Origin of the sequence: Endozoicomonas sp. (genome assembly GCF_031844845.1) — a bacterium.
Taxonomy (GTDB): Bacteria; Pseudomonadota; Gammaproteobacteria; order Pseudomonadales; family Endozoicomonadaceae; genus Endozoicomonas.
On sequence record NZ_JAVRMB020000060.1, the window covers coordinates 1 to 15,270 of the forward strand.

13 protein-coding genes are annotated in these 15,270 nt (G+C 46.9%); 4 read left to right on the forward strand and 9 right to left on the reverse strand.

What is annotated here, in order from left to right:
• Both cysG and parC read left to right on the forward strand, forming a co-directional pair.
• Window positions 1-1,300, forward strand: a 1,300-nt coding sequence (gene cysG, locus RM811_RS02665) for a siroheme synthase CysG (RefSeq protein ID WP_402520506.1), incomplete at its 5' end; no start/stop codon positions are given.
• A gap of 327 nt (window positions 1,301-1,627) precedes the next feature.
• Window positions 1,628-3,883 (forward strand): DNA topoisomerase IV subunit A, encoded by a 2,256-nt coding sequence (gene parC, locus RM811_RS02670; RefSeq protein ID WP_402520508.1) that lies wholly within the window; start codon window positions 1,628-1,630, stop codon window positions 3,881-3,883.
• Window positions 3,884-4,036: 153 nt separating this feature from the next.
• On the opposite strand, the gene RM811_RS02675 is transcribed toward parC, so the two are convergent.
• The 5 genes from RM811_RS02675 to trxA all read right to left on the reverse strand — a co-directional run bounded on the left by RM811_RS02675 (window position 4,037) and on the right by trxA (window position 9,467).
• Entirely contained in the window at window positions 4,037-4,684 is a 648-nt protein-coding gene (locus tag RM811_RS02675; RefSeq protein WP_402520510.1) for a TetR/AcrR family transcriptional regulator, read from the reverse strand.
• 174 nt (window positions 4,685-4,858) lie between these two features.
• Window positions 4,859-5,599 carry an NAD(P)H-flavin reductase gene (locus tag RM811_RS02680; protein WP_402520512.1) on the reverse strand — a complete coding sequence of 247 codons (741 nt, stop codon included), beginning with the start codon at window positions 5,597-5,599 and terminating at the stop codon, window positions 4,859-4,861.
• A 207-nt stretch (window positions 5,600-5,806) separates the two neighbouring features.
• On the reverse strand, window positions 5,807-7,279 hold the full coding sequence (gene ubiD, locus RM811_RS02685; protein WP_402520514.1) for a 4-hydroxy-3-polyprenylbenzoate decarboxylase: 1,473 nt from the start codon (window positions 7,277-7,279) through the stop codon (window positions 5,807-5,809).
• A gap of 235 nt (window positions 7,280-7,514) precedes the next feature.
• Entirely contained in the window at window positions 7,515-8,774 is a 1,260-nt protein-coding gene (gene rho / locus RM811_RS02690) for a transcription termination factor Rho (protein ID WP_402520516.1), read from the reverse strand.
• Between the two features lie 369 nt (window positions 8,775-9,143).
• A complete protein-coding gene (trxA, locus tag RM811_RS02695) occupies window positions 9,144-9,467 on the reverse strand; it encodes a thioredoxin TrxA (RefSeq protein WP_402520518.1) in 324 nt (107 codons plus the stop codon).
• A gap of 423 nt (window positions 9,468-9,890) precedes the next feature.
• Here trxA and ppx point away from each other — a divergent pair, with 423 nt between their 5' ends.
• On the forward strand, window positions 9,891-11,396 hold the full coding sequence (gene ppx, locus RM811_RS02700; RefSeq protein WP_402520520.1) for an exopolyphosphatase: 1,506 nt from the start codon (window positions 9,891-9,893) through the stop codon (window positions 11,394-11,396).
• Between the two features lie 249 nt (window positions 11,397-11,645).
• Here the strand turns inward: ppx and RM811_RS02705 are convergent, their stop codons facing one another.
• The 3 genes from RM811_RS02705 to RM811_RS02715 all read right to left on the reverse strand — a co-directional run bounded on the left by RM811_RS02705 (window position 11,646) and on the right by RM811_RS02715 (window position 14,375).
• Window positions 11,646-11,918 (reverse strand): Txe/YoeB family addiction module toxin, encoded by a 273-nt coding sequence (locus RM811_RS02705; protein WP_402520522.1) that lies wholly within the window; start codon window positions 11,916-11,918, stop codon window positions 11,646-11,648.
• The gene (locus RM811_RS02710) at window positions 11,908-12,162 is read right to left on the reverse strand and encodes a type II toxin-antitoxin system Phd/YefM family antitoxin (protein WP_402520524.1); all 255 of its coding nucleotides are present in this window, start codon (window positions 12,160-12,162) and stop codon (window positions 11,908-11,910) included. Before RM811_RS02710 ends, RM811_RS02705 begins: the two co-directional genes overlap by 11 nt.
• Window positions 12,163-12,476: 314 nt before the next feature.
• Window positions 12,477-14,375, reverse strand: a complete 1,899-nt coding sequence (locus tag RM811_RS02715) for a Na/Pi cotransporter family protein (protein ID WP_402520526.1) — start codon at window positions 14,373-14,375, stop codon at window positions 12,477-12,479.
• A 189-nt stretch (window positions 14,376-14,564) separates the two neighbouring features.
• Between RM811_RS02715 and RM811_RS02720 the strand changes: the two genes are divergently transcribed.
• Entirely contained in the window at window positions 14,565-14,987 is a 423-nt protein-coding gene (locus RM811_RS02720) for a hypothetical protein (protein ID WP_402520528.1), read from the forward strand.
• 53 nt (window positions 14,988-15,040) lie between these two features.
• Here the strand turns inward: RM811_RS02720 and RM811_RS02725 are convergent.
• Window positions 15,041-15,270, reverse strand: a 230-nt coding sequence (locus RM811_RS02725) for a hypothetical protein (RefSeq protein ID WP_402520530.1), incomplete at its 5' end; no start/stop codon positions are given.

Below are 15,270 nucleotides of genomic sequence, written 5' to 3' on the forward strand. Positions count from 1 at the left end.
AATCCGGCTTCTGAAAGCATCCGGTGCCATGGTCAGAGTCGTTGCCAAAGGCATTTCATCAGACATTAAGGAATACCTGTCAAACACAGATGACCAGTTACTGGAAAAAGTGTTTGAAGACACTGATCTGGACGGCATCTGTCTGGTTATTGCCGCTACGGATAATCCTGAGGTGAACCGTCGGGTCGCTTTATCCGCCAAACAACGTCATCTCTTTGTAAATGTGGTTGATGATGCTGATGCGGGTAATGCCGTGATGCCAGCGATTGTTGATCGCTCCCCCGTTATCGTTGCCTTTTCAACCGGTGGCAAAGCCCCGGTGCTTGCCCGATTACTCCGCCAAAAACTGGAAACGCTGTTACCACAGGGCTACGGTCGTCTGGCGGCTCTGGCTGGTGAATGTCGCGATATGGTTAAGGCTAAATTCAGTCGGATTAATGACCGTCGTTATTTCTGGGAAAAGGTGTTGGCCGGGCCCGCCGCTGAAAAAGCGATAATGGGCAATCTTAATGAAGCCCGGGCTCTTATTGAGCAAACCCTGCTGAAAAGTTCTGAGCAGAAAATCGGTGAGGTTTATCTGGTCGGCGGTGGCCCTGGTGACCCTGATCTTCTGACATTCAAAGCATTAAGGTTGATGCAACAGGCGGATGTGGTGCTTCATGATCGGCTGGTGTCAGAAGCGGTTCTGGCTCTTTGCCGCCGGGATGCTGATTACATTTATGTGGGTAAGAAAAGAGATCGTCATGCGCGGCCACAGGAAGAGATTAATGCACTGCTTGTGCAATTGGCGAAACAGGGTAAGCGCGTTGTAAGGCTGAAAGGCGGTGATCCATTTATTTTTGGTCGAGGTGGAGAAGAGATTGAGACTCTGGCCAGTGAGGGTATTCCTTTTCAGGTAGTGCCCGGTATCACCGCAGCCTCTGGTTGTGCCAGCTATGCCGGTATTCCGTTGACCCATCGTGATCATGCTCAGTCGGTTCGGTTCGTTACCGGTCATTTAAAAGATGGTAGTTACCCTCTCAACTGGCGTGAAATGCTGGACCCCGACCAGACACTGGTTTTTTACATGGGGTTATTGGGCTTGCCACGTATCTGTCAGGAGCTGATCAGTCACGGACGGGATGCCAAAACCCCCATTGCCTTGATTCAACAGGGCACGACCCGTAATCAGCGTGTTTTTATCGGGACCCTGGATACCATCAATGGCGTGATTGCGTCGGAAAAAGTAAAAGCACCCACCTTGATTATTGTGGGTAGCGTAGTCACGCTTCATGAGAAGGATAAAATAACGTTATCTTGAAATACTGTCGAAAGTTGGCAGGGGTTTTATTTGGTCGAATTACCAGAAAACTATCATTTTCATAACCTTCAGAGCAAAAAATAGCTACATTTTGCAATCACTATCTTAACTATCAGGAATTAGAGAATAAACAGCAGTCAGCTTATAAGCTGATTGACAAAAATTTTCTGCGATAATTAAGAAGTTACGGATTCAGGTACCAAAGAAACCCGTAACTTCATACAGCCAGTCCTCCCCCCTATTTTTTACTGCATGATAATTTAATGTCATACAAGATACTTGGTATCATTGCCAGCTGGTTATCCGATTTCTCGAACAGGTTTAAGCATGACGGATCAGATCATTATTGGTGACGATGGAGTTGAACGTCAGTCCCTAAGAGCATACACAGAGAATGCGTACCTGAATTATTCCATGTACGTCATTCTGGATCGTGCCCTGCCTCATATTGGGGATGGCCTCAAGCCGGTCCAAAGGCGCATCGTTTACGCCATGAGCGAACTTGGCCTGAAAAATACCGCCAAGTTCAAAAAATCTGCACGTACCGTAGGTGATGTGCTGGGTAAATTTCATCCCCATGGGGACAGCGCCTGTTATGAAGCCATGGTGCTGATGGCGCAACCTTTTTCTTATCGCTATCCGCTGGTTGATGGTCAGGGTAACTGGGGCTCTCCGGATGACCCCAAGTCGTTTGCCGCCATGCGTTACACTGAATCCCGCCTCACTAAATACGCCGATACCTTACTGGCTGAGCTTGGCCAGGGAACCGCGGACTGGGTTCCCAACTTTGATGGCACCCTTGACGAACCCTCGATTCTGCCAGCCCGTTTACCGAATCTTCTGCTGAATGGCACAACGGGTATTGCTGTCGGTATGGCAACGGATATTCCTCCCCACAACCTTCGGGAAGTGGCCAATGCCTGTATTCACTTACTGGAAAACCCCGGGGCAAACGTTGCTGACCTTTGTCAGTACATTCAGGGGCCAGACTTTCCAACGGAAGCCGAACTGATTACCCCCAGGGCAGATCTGATCAAAATGTACGAGCAGGGAAAGGGGTCTCTGCGAATGCGTGCTATTTATCAACAGGATACTGGGGACATTGTTGTTACCGCCCTTCCTCACCAGGCTTCCGGAGCGAAAATCCTCGAACAGATTGCCGCACAGATGCAGGCCAAAAAGTTGCCAATGGTTGCCGACCTTCGTGACGAATCAGATCATGAAAACCCGACACGACTGGTTATTGTGCTCAAGTCAAACCGGGTCGATGCCCAAAGCCTGATGAATCACCTGTTTGCCACCACCGACCTGGAAAAAACCTACCGGGTTAATATGAACATGATTGGTGTGAATGGCAGACCACAGGTTAAAGCATTGGATAAAATGCTCAGTGAGTGGATTGTCTGGCGGATTGATACCGTACGCCGTCGTCTACAGTATCGACTGGATAAAGTGCTCAGCCGGCTTCATATTCTTGAAGGCCTGATGATCGCCTTTTTGAATATTGATGAAATCATCGAAATTATTCGCGCCGAAGATAAGCCAAAGCCAGTCCTTATGGAAAGATTTGGACTCTCAGATATTCAGGCTGAAGCCATTCTTGACCTTAAGCTGCGCCATCTCGCCAAACTTGAAGAGGTAAGAATTCGTAGCGAGCAGGATGAACTTGAGAAAGAGCGGAACTCACTTGAACTGATTCTTGGCTCAGAAAGGCGCCTGAAGACACTTATTAAAAAGGAAATAAAGGCAGACTCTGAAAGCTTTGGCGACGACCGCCGCTCACCTATTGTCACTAGATCAGAAGCACAGGCATTATCACAAACTGAGCTTATGGTGTCTGAGTCGGTAACCGTAGTCCTTTCTAACAAAGGATGGGTTCGCTGCGCCAAAGGACATGATGCCGATCCATTAACGCTTAATTATAAGTCTGGCGACGAATATCGTTTATCCACTAAAGGAAGAAGCAACCAGACATCGGTATTTTTAGACTCAACAGGACGAGCCTATTCAATTCCAACCCATACCCTTCCTTCCGCAAGAGGCCAGGGAGAACCGTTAACCGGGCGCGTCAATCCACCTTCCGGAGCAACGTTTGAAGGTTTGTGTATTGGCGATAGTGGAGACTGTTATCTGCTGGCCAGTGATGCGGGTTACGGTTTTATTGCTCAGTTTGCGGATATGGTCAGTAAAAATAAAGCGGGTAAAGCGCTTCTGAGCCTGCCCAAAAATGCCTGTGTTCTGACACCCATTCCGGTTCATGGCAATAACCCGATGCTGGTTGCTATCACCAATGAGGGAAGAATGTTGATGTTTCCATTGCAGGACCTGCCAAAGCTGGGTCGGGGTAAAGGAAATAAAATCATTAATATCGCTTCAGCCCGTGCCGCTGACCGGAGCGAATTGATGAGCCAGTTAGCCATCATTAACGAGGGTGATGCTCTCACTCTCTTTGCTGGTAAGCGGCATGTCACTTTAAAACCCGGCGATCTTGAGCATTATCAGGGGGAGAGGGGAAGAAGAGGAAACAAGCTGCCCAGAGGGTTCCAGAAGGTGGATAACGTTGAGGTCGTTTCTGCAGGTTAACCTGCAGAATACTTTGTTTGATAAAAAAAGGCTGATAAGCGGTTTAATAATCCGTTTGACGGTCTTTCGGATAAGCCTTTCGAGGCTTAATCCGATGACGTTTTACCCCCTGAACAACATAAATCCCTATAAAAAATTCTACATCTCTAGTATTTAGCTATTTATTCCACAGCCACCCAGAATCATCTGACAAATACTTTCTTTATAGGCCTCTACATCTTCCGACTCAAGCTCTTCTTTCCCTAAAACAGAAGCAACCTGAGGGCTATAATCAACGTAATATTGAGTGGTTGCCCAAATAGTAAACAAAAGATGAACCGGATCAACCGGCTTCATTTTTCCCTGCTCAATCCAGCCTCTGATCACCTCGGACTTTTCCTGAATCCAGTCATTAAATGGCTGTAAATGCCCCTTTATATGCTGACCACCGTGCAGTATCTCACTACTGAATATACGCGAAGCATTGGAGTGAGCCAGTACATAGTCCATTTTAGCCCTGATGAACTGTCTCAATGCGACCGCAGGATCATCGTCTGGATTAAGACCACTGAATACCGATTGCCATAACTCCATAATGTGATTGAGAACAGCTCCGTACAGTTCAAGCTTGCTGTTAAAGTAATAGTGTACATTGGCTTTAGGTAAGCCCGCTCGATGGGCAATATCACGAATGGATGCCCCTTTGAAACCACTGGCTACAAACTCATCTTCTGCAGCCTGAAGAATAATTTGAATGTTTTTCTGCCGGACCCGACTATTTTTCAATCCTGCCTGATCTGTTTTTGAGGGTGTTGGTTGCATACTGAATACCGTACCTTGTATTGATTATACTCGATTTGAATATAGACAAGGGTTGGGCTTTTTCCACGGCCTGATAAAATACGACAAAATACATATATAAAATACTGTCGTATTTATCAGGTATCTGCCGGGTTACAGTCTCCGTTTGTAATGGCTCTTTGTAATCAAGAGCTATCAGAATCTTGGCGCATATTCAAAGACATCGGAGTGGATATGCTCTGCTTTAAATTCTTGTGCTACCAGTGCATCAAAAGTTGCATAAACCATTTGTGGAGATCCACTGATAAAAACTTCGCTATCAGTAAAAAATGCTTTGTCGTCTATTACGGCTTCAAACAAAAGCCCGTGCCGCCCTTGCCAGCCACCGTCTTCAGGCGCTTCGCTAACCACCGGGTGATAGTGGAAATGTGGCGAAGACCAGTGAACCGGAAGGCTAGGCATATAAAAGCCTTCCGGAGAACGCGCACCCCAGTAAAAGTAAATATCTGTGCTCCCTGGTTGGGACTGGGAGAACTCGATCATACTTTTCATCTGGGCAAAGCCAGTCCCGGCGGCAATAAACACGAGTTGTTTATTGGAGACTGTCTCTACACCCTTCGGTAAAAAACAGCGACCTTTTGGCATCCTTACCGAAACCCTGCCTCTTTCAAGCTCATTAAAAAGCGTAATAGAGTTAGCCCTGTCTGGTAGCTTTTGAATATGGAGCTCCAGCTCTTTCTGCCCGGGGAGCGGCGGACTGGCAATAGAGAAGGCGCAGGCCTCACCACCCGCCAACAGTATCTCAAGGTATTGCCCTGCCTTATAGTCAGGTACATATCCCTGCTGACACTGCAAGATAACCCGATACACATCTTCTGATAGCAACTGAAAATCTGAAACCTGAAAAGTCTGCGTGGTAATCTGGTTGATCTGCACGAAAATCGCTACCTCTAAAAACTCGAATCGCATTAAGCCACTAATACATGGTTTCAATGCGTTTGACATGTAGGTTGGGTCGAACGGAGTGAGCCCCCAACAATTTTACCGATGATGCAGATAGTCTGTTGGGGCTCGCATTCGCTCGACCCAACCTGCGTTACCTGCCAGGCTCACCGGACAGATGACGACCAATCATAAAAACGATCACTCGCTATCGATGCCCAGCTGGCTCCAGAGTTCATCGATTCGTTCCTTGACGGTATCTGTCATTGAGATTGCCGTCCCCCATTCACGGGTCGTTTCGCCCTCCCACTTGTTGGTGGCATCAAACCCGACTTTTGATCCAAGACCAGCGACAGGTGACGCAAAGTCCAGGTAGTCAATGGGGGTATTCTCAATAAAGACAGAGTCTCTCTTTGGGTCCATACGAGTCGTCATGGCCCATATCACATCATTCCAGTCCCTGGCATTCACATCATCATCGGTAACAATGATAAATTTGGTATACATGAACTGTCGCAGGAATGACCAGATCCCTAACATAACGCGCTTGGCATGCCCGGGATACTCTTTACGCATGGTAACGACAGCCAGTCGATAAGAGCAACCCTCCGGAGGCAGATAAAAATCAACGATTTCCGGGAACTGTTTCTTGAGAATAGGGACAAAAATTTCGTTAAAAGCCAACCCCAGTATTGCCGGCTCATCCGGTGGGCGTCCTGTATAGGTGCTGTGATAGATAGGATTACGCCGATGAGTCACACACTCCACCGTAAACACCGGGAATGACTCAACCTCATTGTAATAACCGGTATGATCACCATAGGGGCCTTCATCCGCCATTTCCCCGGGGTAGATAAAACCTTCAAGTACAAACTCTGCACTGGCGGGTACCTGCAAATCATTAATACGGCTTTTAATCAGCTCTGTTTTACTGCCCCTCAGCAAGCCGGCAAACGCGTATTCTGACAATGAGTCTGGTATGGGTGTAACGGCACCAAGAATGGTTGCGGGATCTGCGCCCAGGGCCACTGAAACCGGAAAGGGCATATCAGGAAATTTTTTCTGCCACTCTCTGAAATCAAGGGCGCCTCCACGATGAGACAACCAGCGCATAATCAGCTTATTCTTCCCAAGAAGTTGCTGACGGTATATCCCAAGGTTTTGACGCTCTTTTTCCGGTCCCCGGGTAATCACCAGTGGCCAGGTTATTAATGGCGCGACATCACCTGGCCAGCAGGTCTGTATGGGAAGCCGGGTCAAATCGATCTCATCACCTTGAAGTATCACCTCCTGACATGGCGCAGACTTCACCACTTTAGGCGCCATATTCAACACCTTCCTGAACAGCGGAAGCTTTTCAATGGCGTCCCTGAACCCCTTGGGGGGATCTGGTTCTTTCAGGTAGGCTAACAGCTCACCGATCTCTCTAAGCGCACTGATATCGGTCTGCCCCATCCCCATGGCTACACGCTTCTGAGTACCAAACAGATTACCCAGAACGGGTATGTCATAACCTTTCGGGTTCTCGAACAGCAGGGCTGGACCGCCTTTCTTTAGCGTGCGGTCACAAATTTCTGTCATTTCCAGTACAGGATCAACTTCAACCTTAATGCGCTTGAGCTCACCCTGTTTTTCCAACTGGTCAATGAAGTCCCGGAGATCCTTGTATTTCATGGGGTATTTCTTCTTTGGCTCTGTCTTTCAGGCTCTGGCAGTTTTCAGGCTCTGGTAGCTTTCACTCCAGACGATGAAAAACGACTTCTGTTGAAATGGGCAATAAAGACGTTGGTGACGGTTATTTATTATATAGAAAGGATTTGCAGGAGCCCTCAGGCTTAGCCCCTGCACAGAAGACTGTGATGGTGTAAATAGAGACACATCTCACAGTCTTCATCAGACAAATAAAGAATTACTTCCGCTTCATGGATTGGAAGAATTCATTATTTGTTTTGGTATGCTTCATTCGATCGAGCAGGAACTCAATAGCCTGAATTTCATCCATTGGGTGCAGAATCTTACGCAGAATCCACATGCGCTGGAGCTCTTCTTCAGTGGTCAGCAAGTCTTCCCGGCGAGTACCTGATTTGTTGATAGCAATAGCAGGGAATACTCGCTTTTCAGAAGCTTTGCGATCCAGATGAAGCTCCATATTACCGGTACCCTTGAACTCCTCAAAGATAACCTCATCCATCTTGGAGCCAGTATCCACCAGGGCCGTTGCAATAATGGTCAGGCTACCGCCTTCTTCAATATTACGGGCAGCCCCAAAGAACCGCTTGGGGCGCTCAAGAGCATGGGCATCGACACCACCGGTCAACACCTTGCCAGATGATGGAATAACGGTGTTGTAAGCACGAGCCAGACGGGTAATAGAGTCGAGCAGAATCACCACATCCTTTTTGTGCTCAACCAGACGCTTGGCCTTTTCCAGCACCATCTCGGCAACCTGAACGTGCCGGGAAGGAGGCTCGTCAAAAGTAGAGGCGACCACTTCACCGTGGACAGAACGGGACATTTCCGTCACTTCTTCCGGACGTTCGTCTATCAACAAAACAATGAGGTGAGCTTCCGGATTATTTCTGGCGATGTTGGCAGCAATATTCTGCAACATCAACGTCTTACCCGCTTTTGGCGGAGACACAATCAGACCACGCTGACCTTTCCCGATGGGCGCCACCAGATCAATGATCCGAGCCGTTAAATCCTCTGTTGCACCATTTCCCCTCTCCATCATGAGACGTTTTTGAGGAAATAAAGGCGTCAGGTTTTCGAAAAGGATTTTATTACGGGCATTTTCAGGCTGGTCAAAATTGATTTCATTAACCTTAAGAAGGGCAAAATAGCGTTCACCTTCTTTTGGAGGCCGGATTTTTCCGGAAATCGAATCGCCCGTTCTCAGATTAAATCGACGGATCTGACTGGGAGATACATAAATATCATCCGGTCCCGCCAGATAAGAGCTATCTGCTGAACGAAGGAAACCAAAACCATCCTGGAGAATTTCCAGAACACCATCACCATAAATATCTTCACCACTGCGAGCATGGCGTTTAAGTATGGTGAAAATTACATCCTGCTTCCTGGAACGGGCAAGGTTTTCGAGACCCATTTCATTCGCTATCGCCAGAAGTTCAGGGACAGACTTTTTTTTCAGTTCGGTAAGATGCATAACCAGTAGTTTGCGAATGTTAAATTGAAAGGTAAGAGGCCGTTGTCTTTGCAGGAAGATCAGAAAGTTTTTAGTTTATTATGATACTAGAACAGCTATGTGTTGATTGATGCCTGCGAGTGTTTATAACGGCAGCCCAGTCTGGGCCTTTTCCCTGATTGGGCAGTAGATTCCTGACAGCCCTTTGATATAACAGTCTATATCCTTTTCTGGAAAATAATCAAGAATAAAGACTACATCAACTGCATTGGTTTAACATTTTAATCAGTCTCTACATAAAAACCGACATAAAAATCGACACAAAAAGCCGTCAAAAAGGCTTAAATGGGTGGCTCTGTTTATGTCATAACCACCCATAATTGACAGCAATTACAAATTACTGTCCAGGAAAGCAGTCAGCTGTGATTTGGACAGCGCTCCCACTTTGGTAGCCTCAACATTACCCCCCTTAAACAGCATTAGCGTAGGGATACCACGCACACCATATTTAGGCGGAGTTGCTTCATTTTCATCGATATTCAGCTTGCAGACAGTAAGCTTTCCTTCGTAATCCTGAGCAATTTCATCAAGCACCGGTGCAATCATTTTGCAAGGACCACACCATTCGGCCCAATAGTCAACCAGCACCGGACCTTCCGCCTTCAGAACCACTTCGTCGAAGGAGTCATCTGTCACTTTGACAATTTCGCTCATGGAATGGATCTCCTAACCATGGTACTTAAAATAGTACTTATAAAGTATTTATATAAAGTATTAAAAGTTTAACCGGGAGCCTTGTCCACGGACACACCAAGTAGGCTGTCTAAGGGTTTTACCGGCCCAGAACTGACTTATTATGCCTTATTCGTGGAATTTTGTGGTTTTTTTTCTATAAAAATACCATCGACTAACGAACCACCAGACCATTATCACCCTGCAAGCCGTCATATTTATGCGCTTTTGACTGCTTTGTTTCAGGTAGCCTAGTCGATAATATGGTGAGGATAATTCTATTAAAGTTAACCTCTTAACATCTGTTATGCTCCGGAACGCACCTCAGTTTTGCTATTCTGACTGAACAACCGGCTGGCAACAGTGAAAAGCCTAATATTTTCAATCTACAGACAGTGAAATGTCATGACACAACAAGGGCGTGAAAAGTCCAGCAGCCTGCCATTGGTAGCAGCCATAGACCTTGGTTCCAACAGTTTTCACATGATTGTCGCCAGGGTTGATCAGGGTGAAATTCGACCCATTGAAAGGCTGGGCAAGAAGGTTCAGTTAGCAGCTGGCCTTAACGAACATGATGAGATTACCGCTGACGCAATGAAACGCGGGTTCAGCTGTCTGAAGCAGTTTGCCCAATACCTTGCTGGCCACAAATTTCAAGCGGTCAGGGTTGTGGGTACCAATGCGTTACGAAAAGCTCGTAACAGTGACGCGTTTGTTGAAAAAGCACAATCCATCCTGGGCTACCCCGTTGACATTATTGCCGGCAGGGAAGAGGCCCGTCTGATTTATCTGGGCGTTGCCCAAACTCAGTCTGATGATAATGAGCGTCGTCTGGTTATGGATATAGGCGGAGGAAGCACTGAGTTTGTCATTGGCGAACGTTTCGAGCCAAAGCTTATGGAAAGCCTTCATATGGGCTGCGTGGTGTTTACCGACCGTTTTTTTGGTTCAGGAGAGTTAACGCCACAACGATTCCAGTCTGCTTATTACGCAGCAAGACTGGAACTGCTGAATATTGAGAAAGCATTTACCCGGCAGGGCTGGGTTGATGCCGTGGGCTCATCTGGCTCAATTCGTGCGGTCAGCAGTATTCTTCAGGCCACGGGAGAAAGCGAGACCATCACCCGGGATAGCCTTGAGATGCTCAAACAGAAAGTACTCAAGTTCAACCAGATCAATCGGGTGCGTTTCCCGGGGTTAAAACCCGACCGCCAGACAATATTTCCAGCGGGCCTTGCCATCCTGATAGCAGGCTTCGATGCGCTCGGTATAGAACGAATGCGCTACTCTGACGGAGCCCTGAGAGAAGGTGTTCTACACGATATGCTTGGTCGTGATCGTCACGAAGATGTCCGGGAGCGCACGATTAACGCGCTTATCAGTCGCTATCATGTCGATGAAAATCAGGCATTGCGGGTGATGACCCATGCCCAGAACTGCTTTTCCATGGTTGCTGATACCTGGCAGCTGAGTGCAGAAGATCTTGAACTACTCTCCCGGGCAACCAGGGTATGCCAAATCGGGCTGGATATCTCACATACACAATACCATCGCCATGGAGCTTACCTGATCGACAATTCTGACCTGATGGGATTCAGTAAGGGTGAGCAGCGCCAGCTGGCCCTGTTAGTCAGAGGTCACCGGCGCTCAATATCCAAGTCATTGCTCTCCGGGTGGCCTAAAGAGATGTCTCGCAGATTGCTGCATCTTACTATATTGCTCCGAATAGCCAGCGTACTCAGCCATGGCCGTGATGATTCTTTACCGGAGTATTCAATGAGTGCATCAGGATCAACCATATCCCTGTTTTTTCCGGATTGCTGGATAGAGCAGCACCCTTTGACGGCAGCAAACTTTGAGGCAGAACGCAGTTACCTTGCCAGGATAGGCTTTAAGCTAGTGGTGGCTTAATCAGTTGCCAGTTGCCAGAAAAGTTAGCTCAAATAGCCATACCGTCGTCACTCTCGCGCAGGAAGCTGTCGCACAACCCTCCGAAAACCTCATTCCCTCGGAGGACCGTGGGAACGAGGGCGAAAAAATAACTTCCTCTTTCACCACAGAGGCTCAGAGGACACGGAGGAAGAAAGAACGTCTTTTCTCTGCGTCCTCCTCCGTGCCTCTGCAGTGAGAAAAACAGGGAAATTATTAACGGAATATTTCTTAATAGTGGAACCGGCAGGCAGCAATCACAAGATGCTTTTCCGTTACCTGATAGACAAGCCTGTGCTCATCGTTGACCCGCCGGGACCAGAAATCCTGCCAGTTTCCTTTCAGCGGTTCCGGCTTGCCCATACCGACAAAAGGCTCACGCAGGCACTCTGTGATCAGGCGATTGATGCGTTTGAGGGTTTTCCTGTCCTGCTCCTGCCAGTAAAGATAATCGTCCCATGCATTTTTTGACCAGCAGAGTAAACGGAGGGATTCACTCATCATCCAGCCCTTTTTCAAGGATCTGGCCTTTTTTTATTTGTTCAATGGATTCGTTCAAGTGCTTTGCATTATTGGGGGAAGACATCAAATGCAGGGTTTCCATAATGCTGTTGTAGCTTTCCAGGGACATAACCACAGCATCTTCCCCATCCCGCCGGTGGATAATAGTATGTTTGGCGTCATCCACCACCTGATCCAGGACGGCCTTGAGATTATTCCGAGCCTCAGAGTAAGAGATAACATTCATAATCAGCACCAGTTGTTCAATTAATTGGACAAGTATAGCTGAAATAAAAGAATGTTAGCGGGTTCGGTATGCATTCCCACAGGGGCCGTGGGAATGAGTTCTCGCGTTCAATCTTGTCGATATCCGTTAATCATTGGCTTTTCATGCAACCAATCCTGATCAGCGGAGTCTAACCCTTTTAAGAAGTATCCGGGCCAGACCTTCAGCCCAGCTTCGATCGGGAGGCTCAGGATGAACGAAGTGAAAACTTGTCCTGAAACAGAGAGAGTTTATTCCGAAATCGATTCTTATCTTTTTCGGGAAGCGGTCAACGGTCAACGGCTCTTGTCAGGATTAGGCCGGGTATCAAAATTCAAGTCAATTTCGCGATACTCTTCACGATCTCTGGTCAGCATAATCACCGCGCCATCAATCAGGTTAGTGCAGGCATCATGCACATGAGCACTGTCATTCATCAGCGAACTGGCCATAAACGAGTCAACCTGATTGGAACGAATAAGCTCATTTAATGTTTTGTGCATTTGCTCATCCTGCTCTCTCAGCTCCTGTTTTAGTTGTTCAGCGTGCTGGCGAATATGGTCATAATTTCGTCGAACTCCCAACAAATCAACCAGCTTCAACACTGAAGCAAGACACAGTCTCAGCTGATTATATTGATGCCGCATTTGCTCATTGTCAGAATGAAGGTACAGCCCCATATTCTTATAGATATGCTTAACATTCTTGATCGCCCGGACAAAATCACGACAGGCTACCTTCAGCCCGAATAACTCCTGTGCCTGCTGTCTCGGGAGATTTCCCTCAATAGCCCCCGAGTAATGAATAATATCGGCGTAAACGCCTTTAATATGCCGGATATACAACTCTTTGATGGTCCATGGCTGTTCATCCCTCACCCAGTTATTGACCAGCTCTGTCAGATTGTCCGCCTCTCTTAACCGGTCACCGGAGAGATATATGCCATAGCAAATCAGCTCAAGGGTATTTCGATAAAGATGATCACACTCTTTGGTCAGCGCCCGCAGTGCTGTATCGGGGTAACTGAGCACCGCAGGGGTTAAATACCGGGCACGGTCAATCTCCGCATACTCCTCATTAGCGAGATTTAAATGGCACTGACGGGCAGGATCAACAAACAGCGTTTCCAGCCAGCGAATAAGCAGCTTAATAAATGGCAGCAGTACCAGAATACCCAACACATTAAAAATAGTATGAAATAAAGCCAGCTTCAGCGTGTAGTCATCCTCATTGATCAACAGCCATTGGGCAATAATATCCACCAGCACCTTTAGTTGCGGTAATAACAAAATAGCCAGTGCTGCAGTCAGTACATTAAAAATAATATGGGCGACAGCAAGCCTTTTACCGGCGGCATTGCCACCCACAGCACCCAGTACAGCCGTTATTGTCGTTCCTACGTTGGAGCCAATGACCAGACACAGTGCGTTATCATAAGTCAGCTGTCCTGCCACCAGGGCTGAGAAAGCAAGGATCATCGTTGCATTGGTTGACTGCATAATGATCGTCGCCAGCATGCCAAACAGGATATAAACCACGATTCCCCGCCAGCCTTCCATGGAAAAACTGCTGAAGTCGATCACATTCTGAAAGGCTTCAAATCCTTCCTTCATGTAATCCACACCCAGAAAAAGAAAGCCAATGCCCAGTAAGATATACCCCAGGCCACTGAAATTTTTCTCCTGCCTGGTTCTTAAAATCAATCCAAAGACCAATAAAGGCATTGCATAAGAAGCCAGTTTTATTTTCATGCCATAAATCGCCACCAGCCACGCCCCCAGGGTACTGCCCAGGTTGGCACCAAAAATAATGCCGACCCCTGCCGTTAAACCAATCAGCCCGGCACTGAGGAATGAAATAATAATCACAGAAACCAGAGAACTGGACTGCAGAACGGCCGTCGTCGTTATACCAAAGGTTAAACTTTTCCAGAGGCGGTCTGTGGTTTTCTGCAGAAGGGCTTCCAGAAAACCACCGGTAAAGACCTTAAATCCCTTCTCAAGGTAAACCATACCCAGGAGAAAAATAACGACTCCAGCAGTAATCACCTGCAGCTCTGGGCTAACCCAAAAGCCATAGGTCAGCAACAAAAGTACGGTGGGTAAGAAAAAGCGTCCTGACATATTGGTCATTAAACTGTCTTGATGGCTAACCGGATTACTGTTTTTTATCGACTGACAGTCAGGTTCACTCAAATGCTAACCTGGCTAAAGTTGTTTTAATTCAAAATAAGCGTCCTTAGAACGCAAGGTCTTTTCGTTTAGCAAGAGGGTTAAAACCGAATATAAACAATTATCGAGAACACATGAATTGAGTGATTCCTTGCCAATTAAACAAAATACATTATTTTTATTCCTATTGAATAGGTAACCCGAGGATACGCAATGACATTACTGGATGAGTTACATCATCGACTGGGCAGTAAATCCCGGATCCGCTCACTATTTAAGGATGTCAGTGTCCAGGATCTGGAAAAAATGCTGGACCGCCTTAAAGAAGTGCATGGGGAGAAATTGCAATCCAGAGTTAAAGAGGATGTAAAACGACAAAAAAAAATGAGCGATATTGCCGCTATTCAGAAAGAAATGACCGACCTTGGTATTACACTGTCTGATTTCGACAACCTTACCGAGCCAGGAAAAAGCAATAAGCGTCGGCGAACTGCCGCTAAACATAGCTTTCAATATAAAAATATGGCTGGAGAAACGGTACTCTGGGAAGGTTCAACGACGGGTCGACTACCAAGAGATTTTCAGAAATATCTGGAAAAAACTCAGAAAAAGCGAACCGAGTGTATCGTTGAGTAATACGACAGAAATTATGGATTATTATTTGATCCGCTAACAGCGATATTAAGCCCTTAAATCTGTTGCATATGGATGACCATTGATCGAATCCAGAGAGTCAGGTCATCCATATCTTCCAGAGACAATAGCAAGAGCGCCATATCAAGAGGATCCAGCCCACCTTCATGTTGGAAAACATCACGTTTGAAGGCTGAAATCATCGCCCTTAGTTCATCAACTGCCGGTCTCACCTCTTGATGAACATCCACCATGACTTGAGACTGCTGTTTTTTAAAACCCGCCA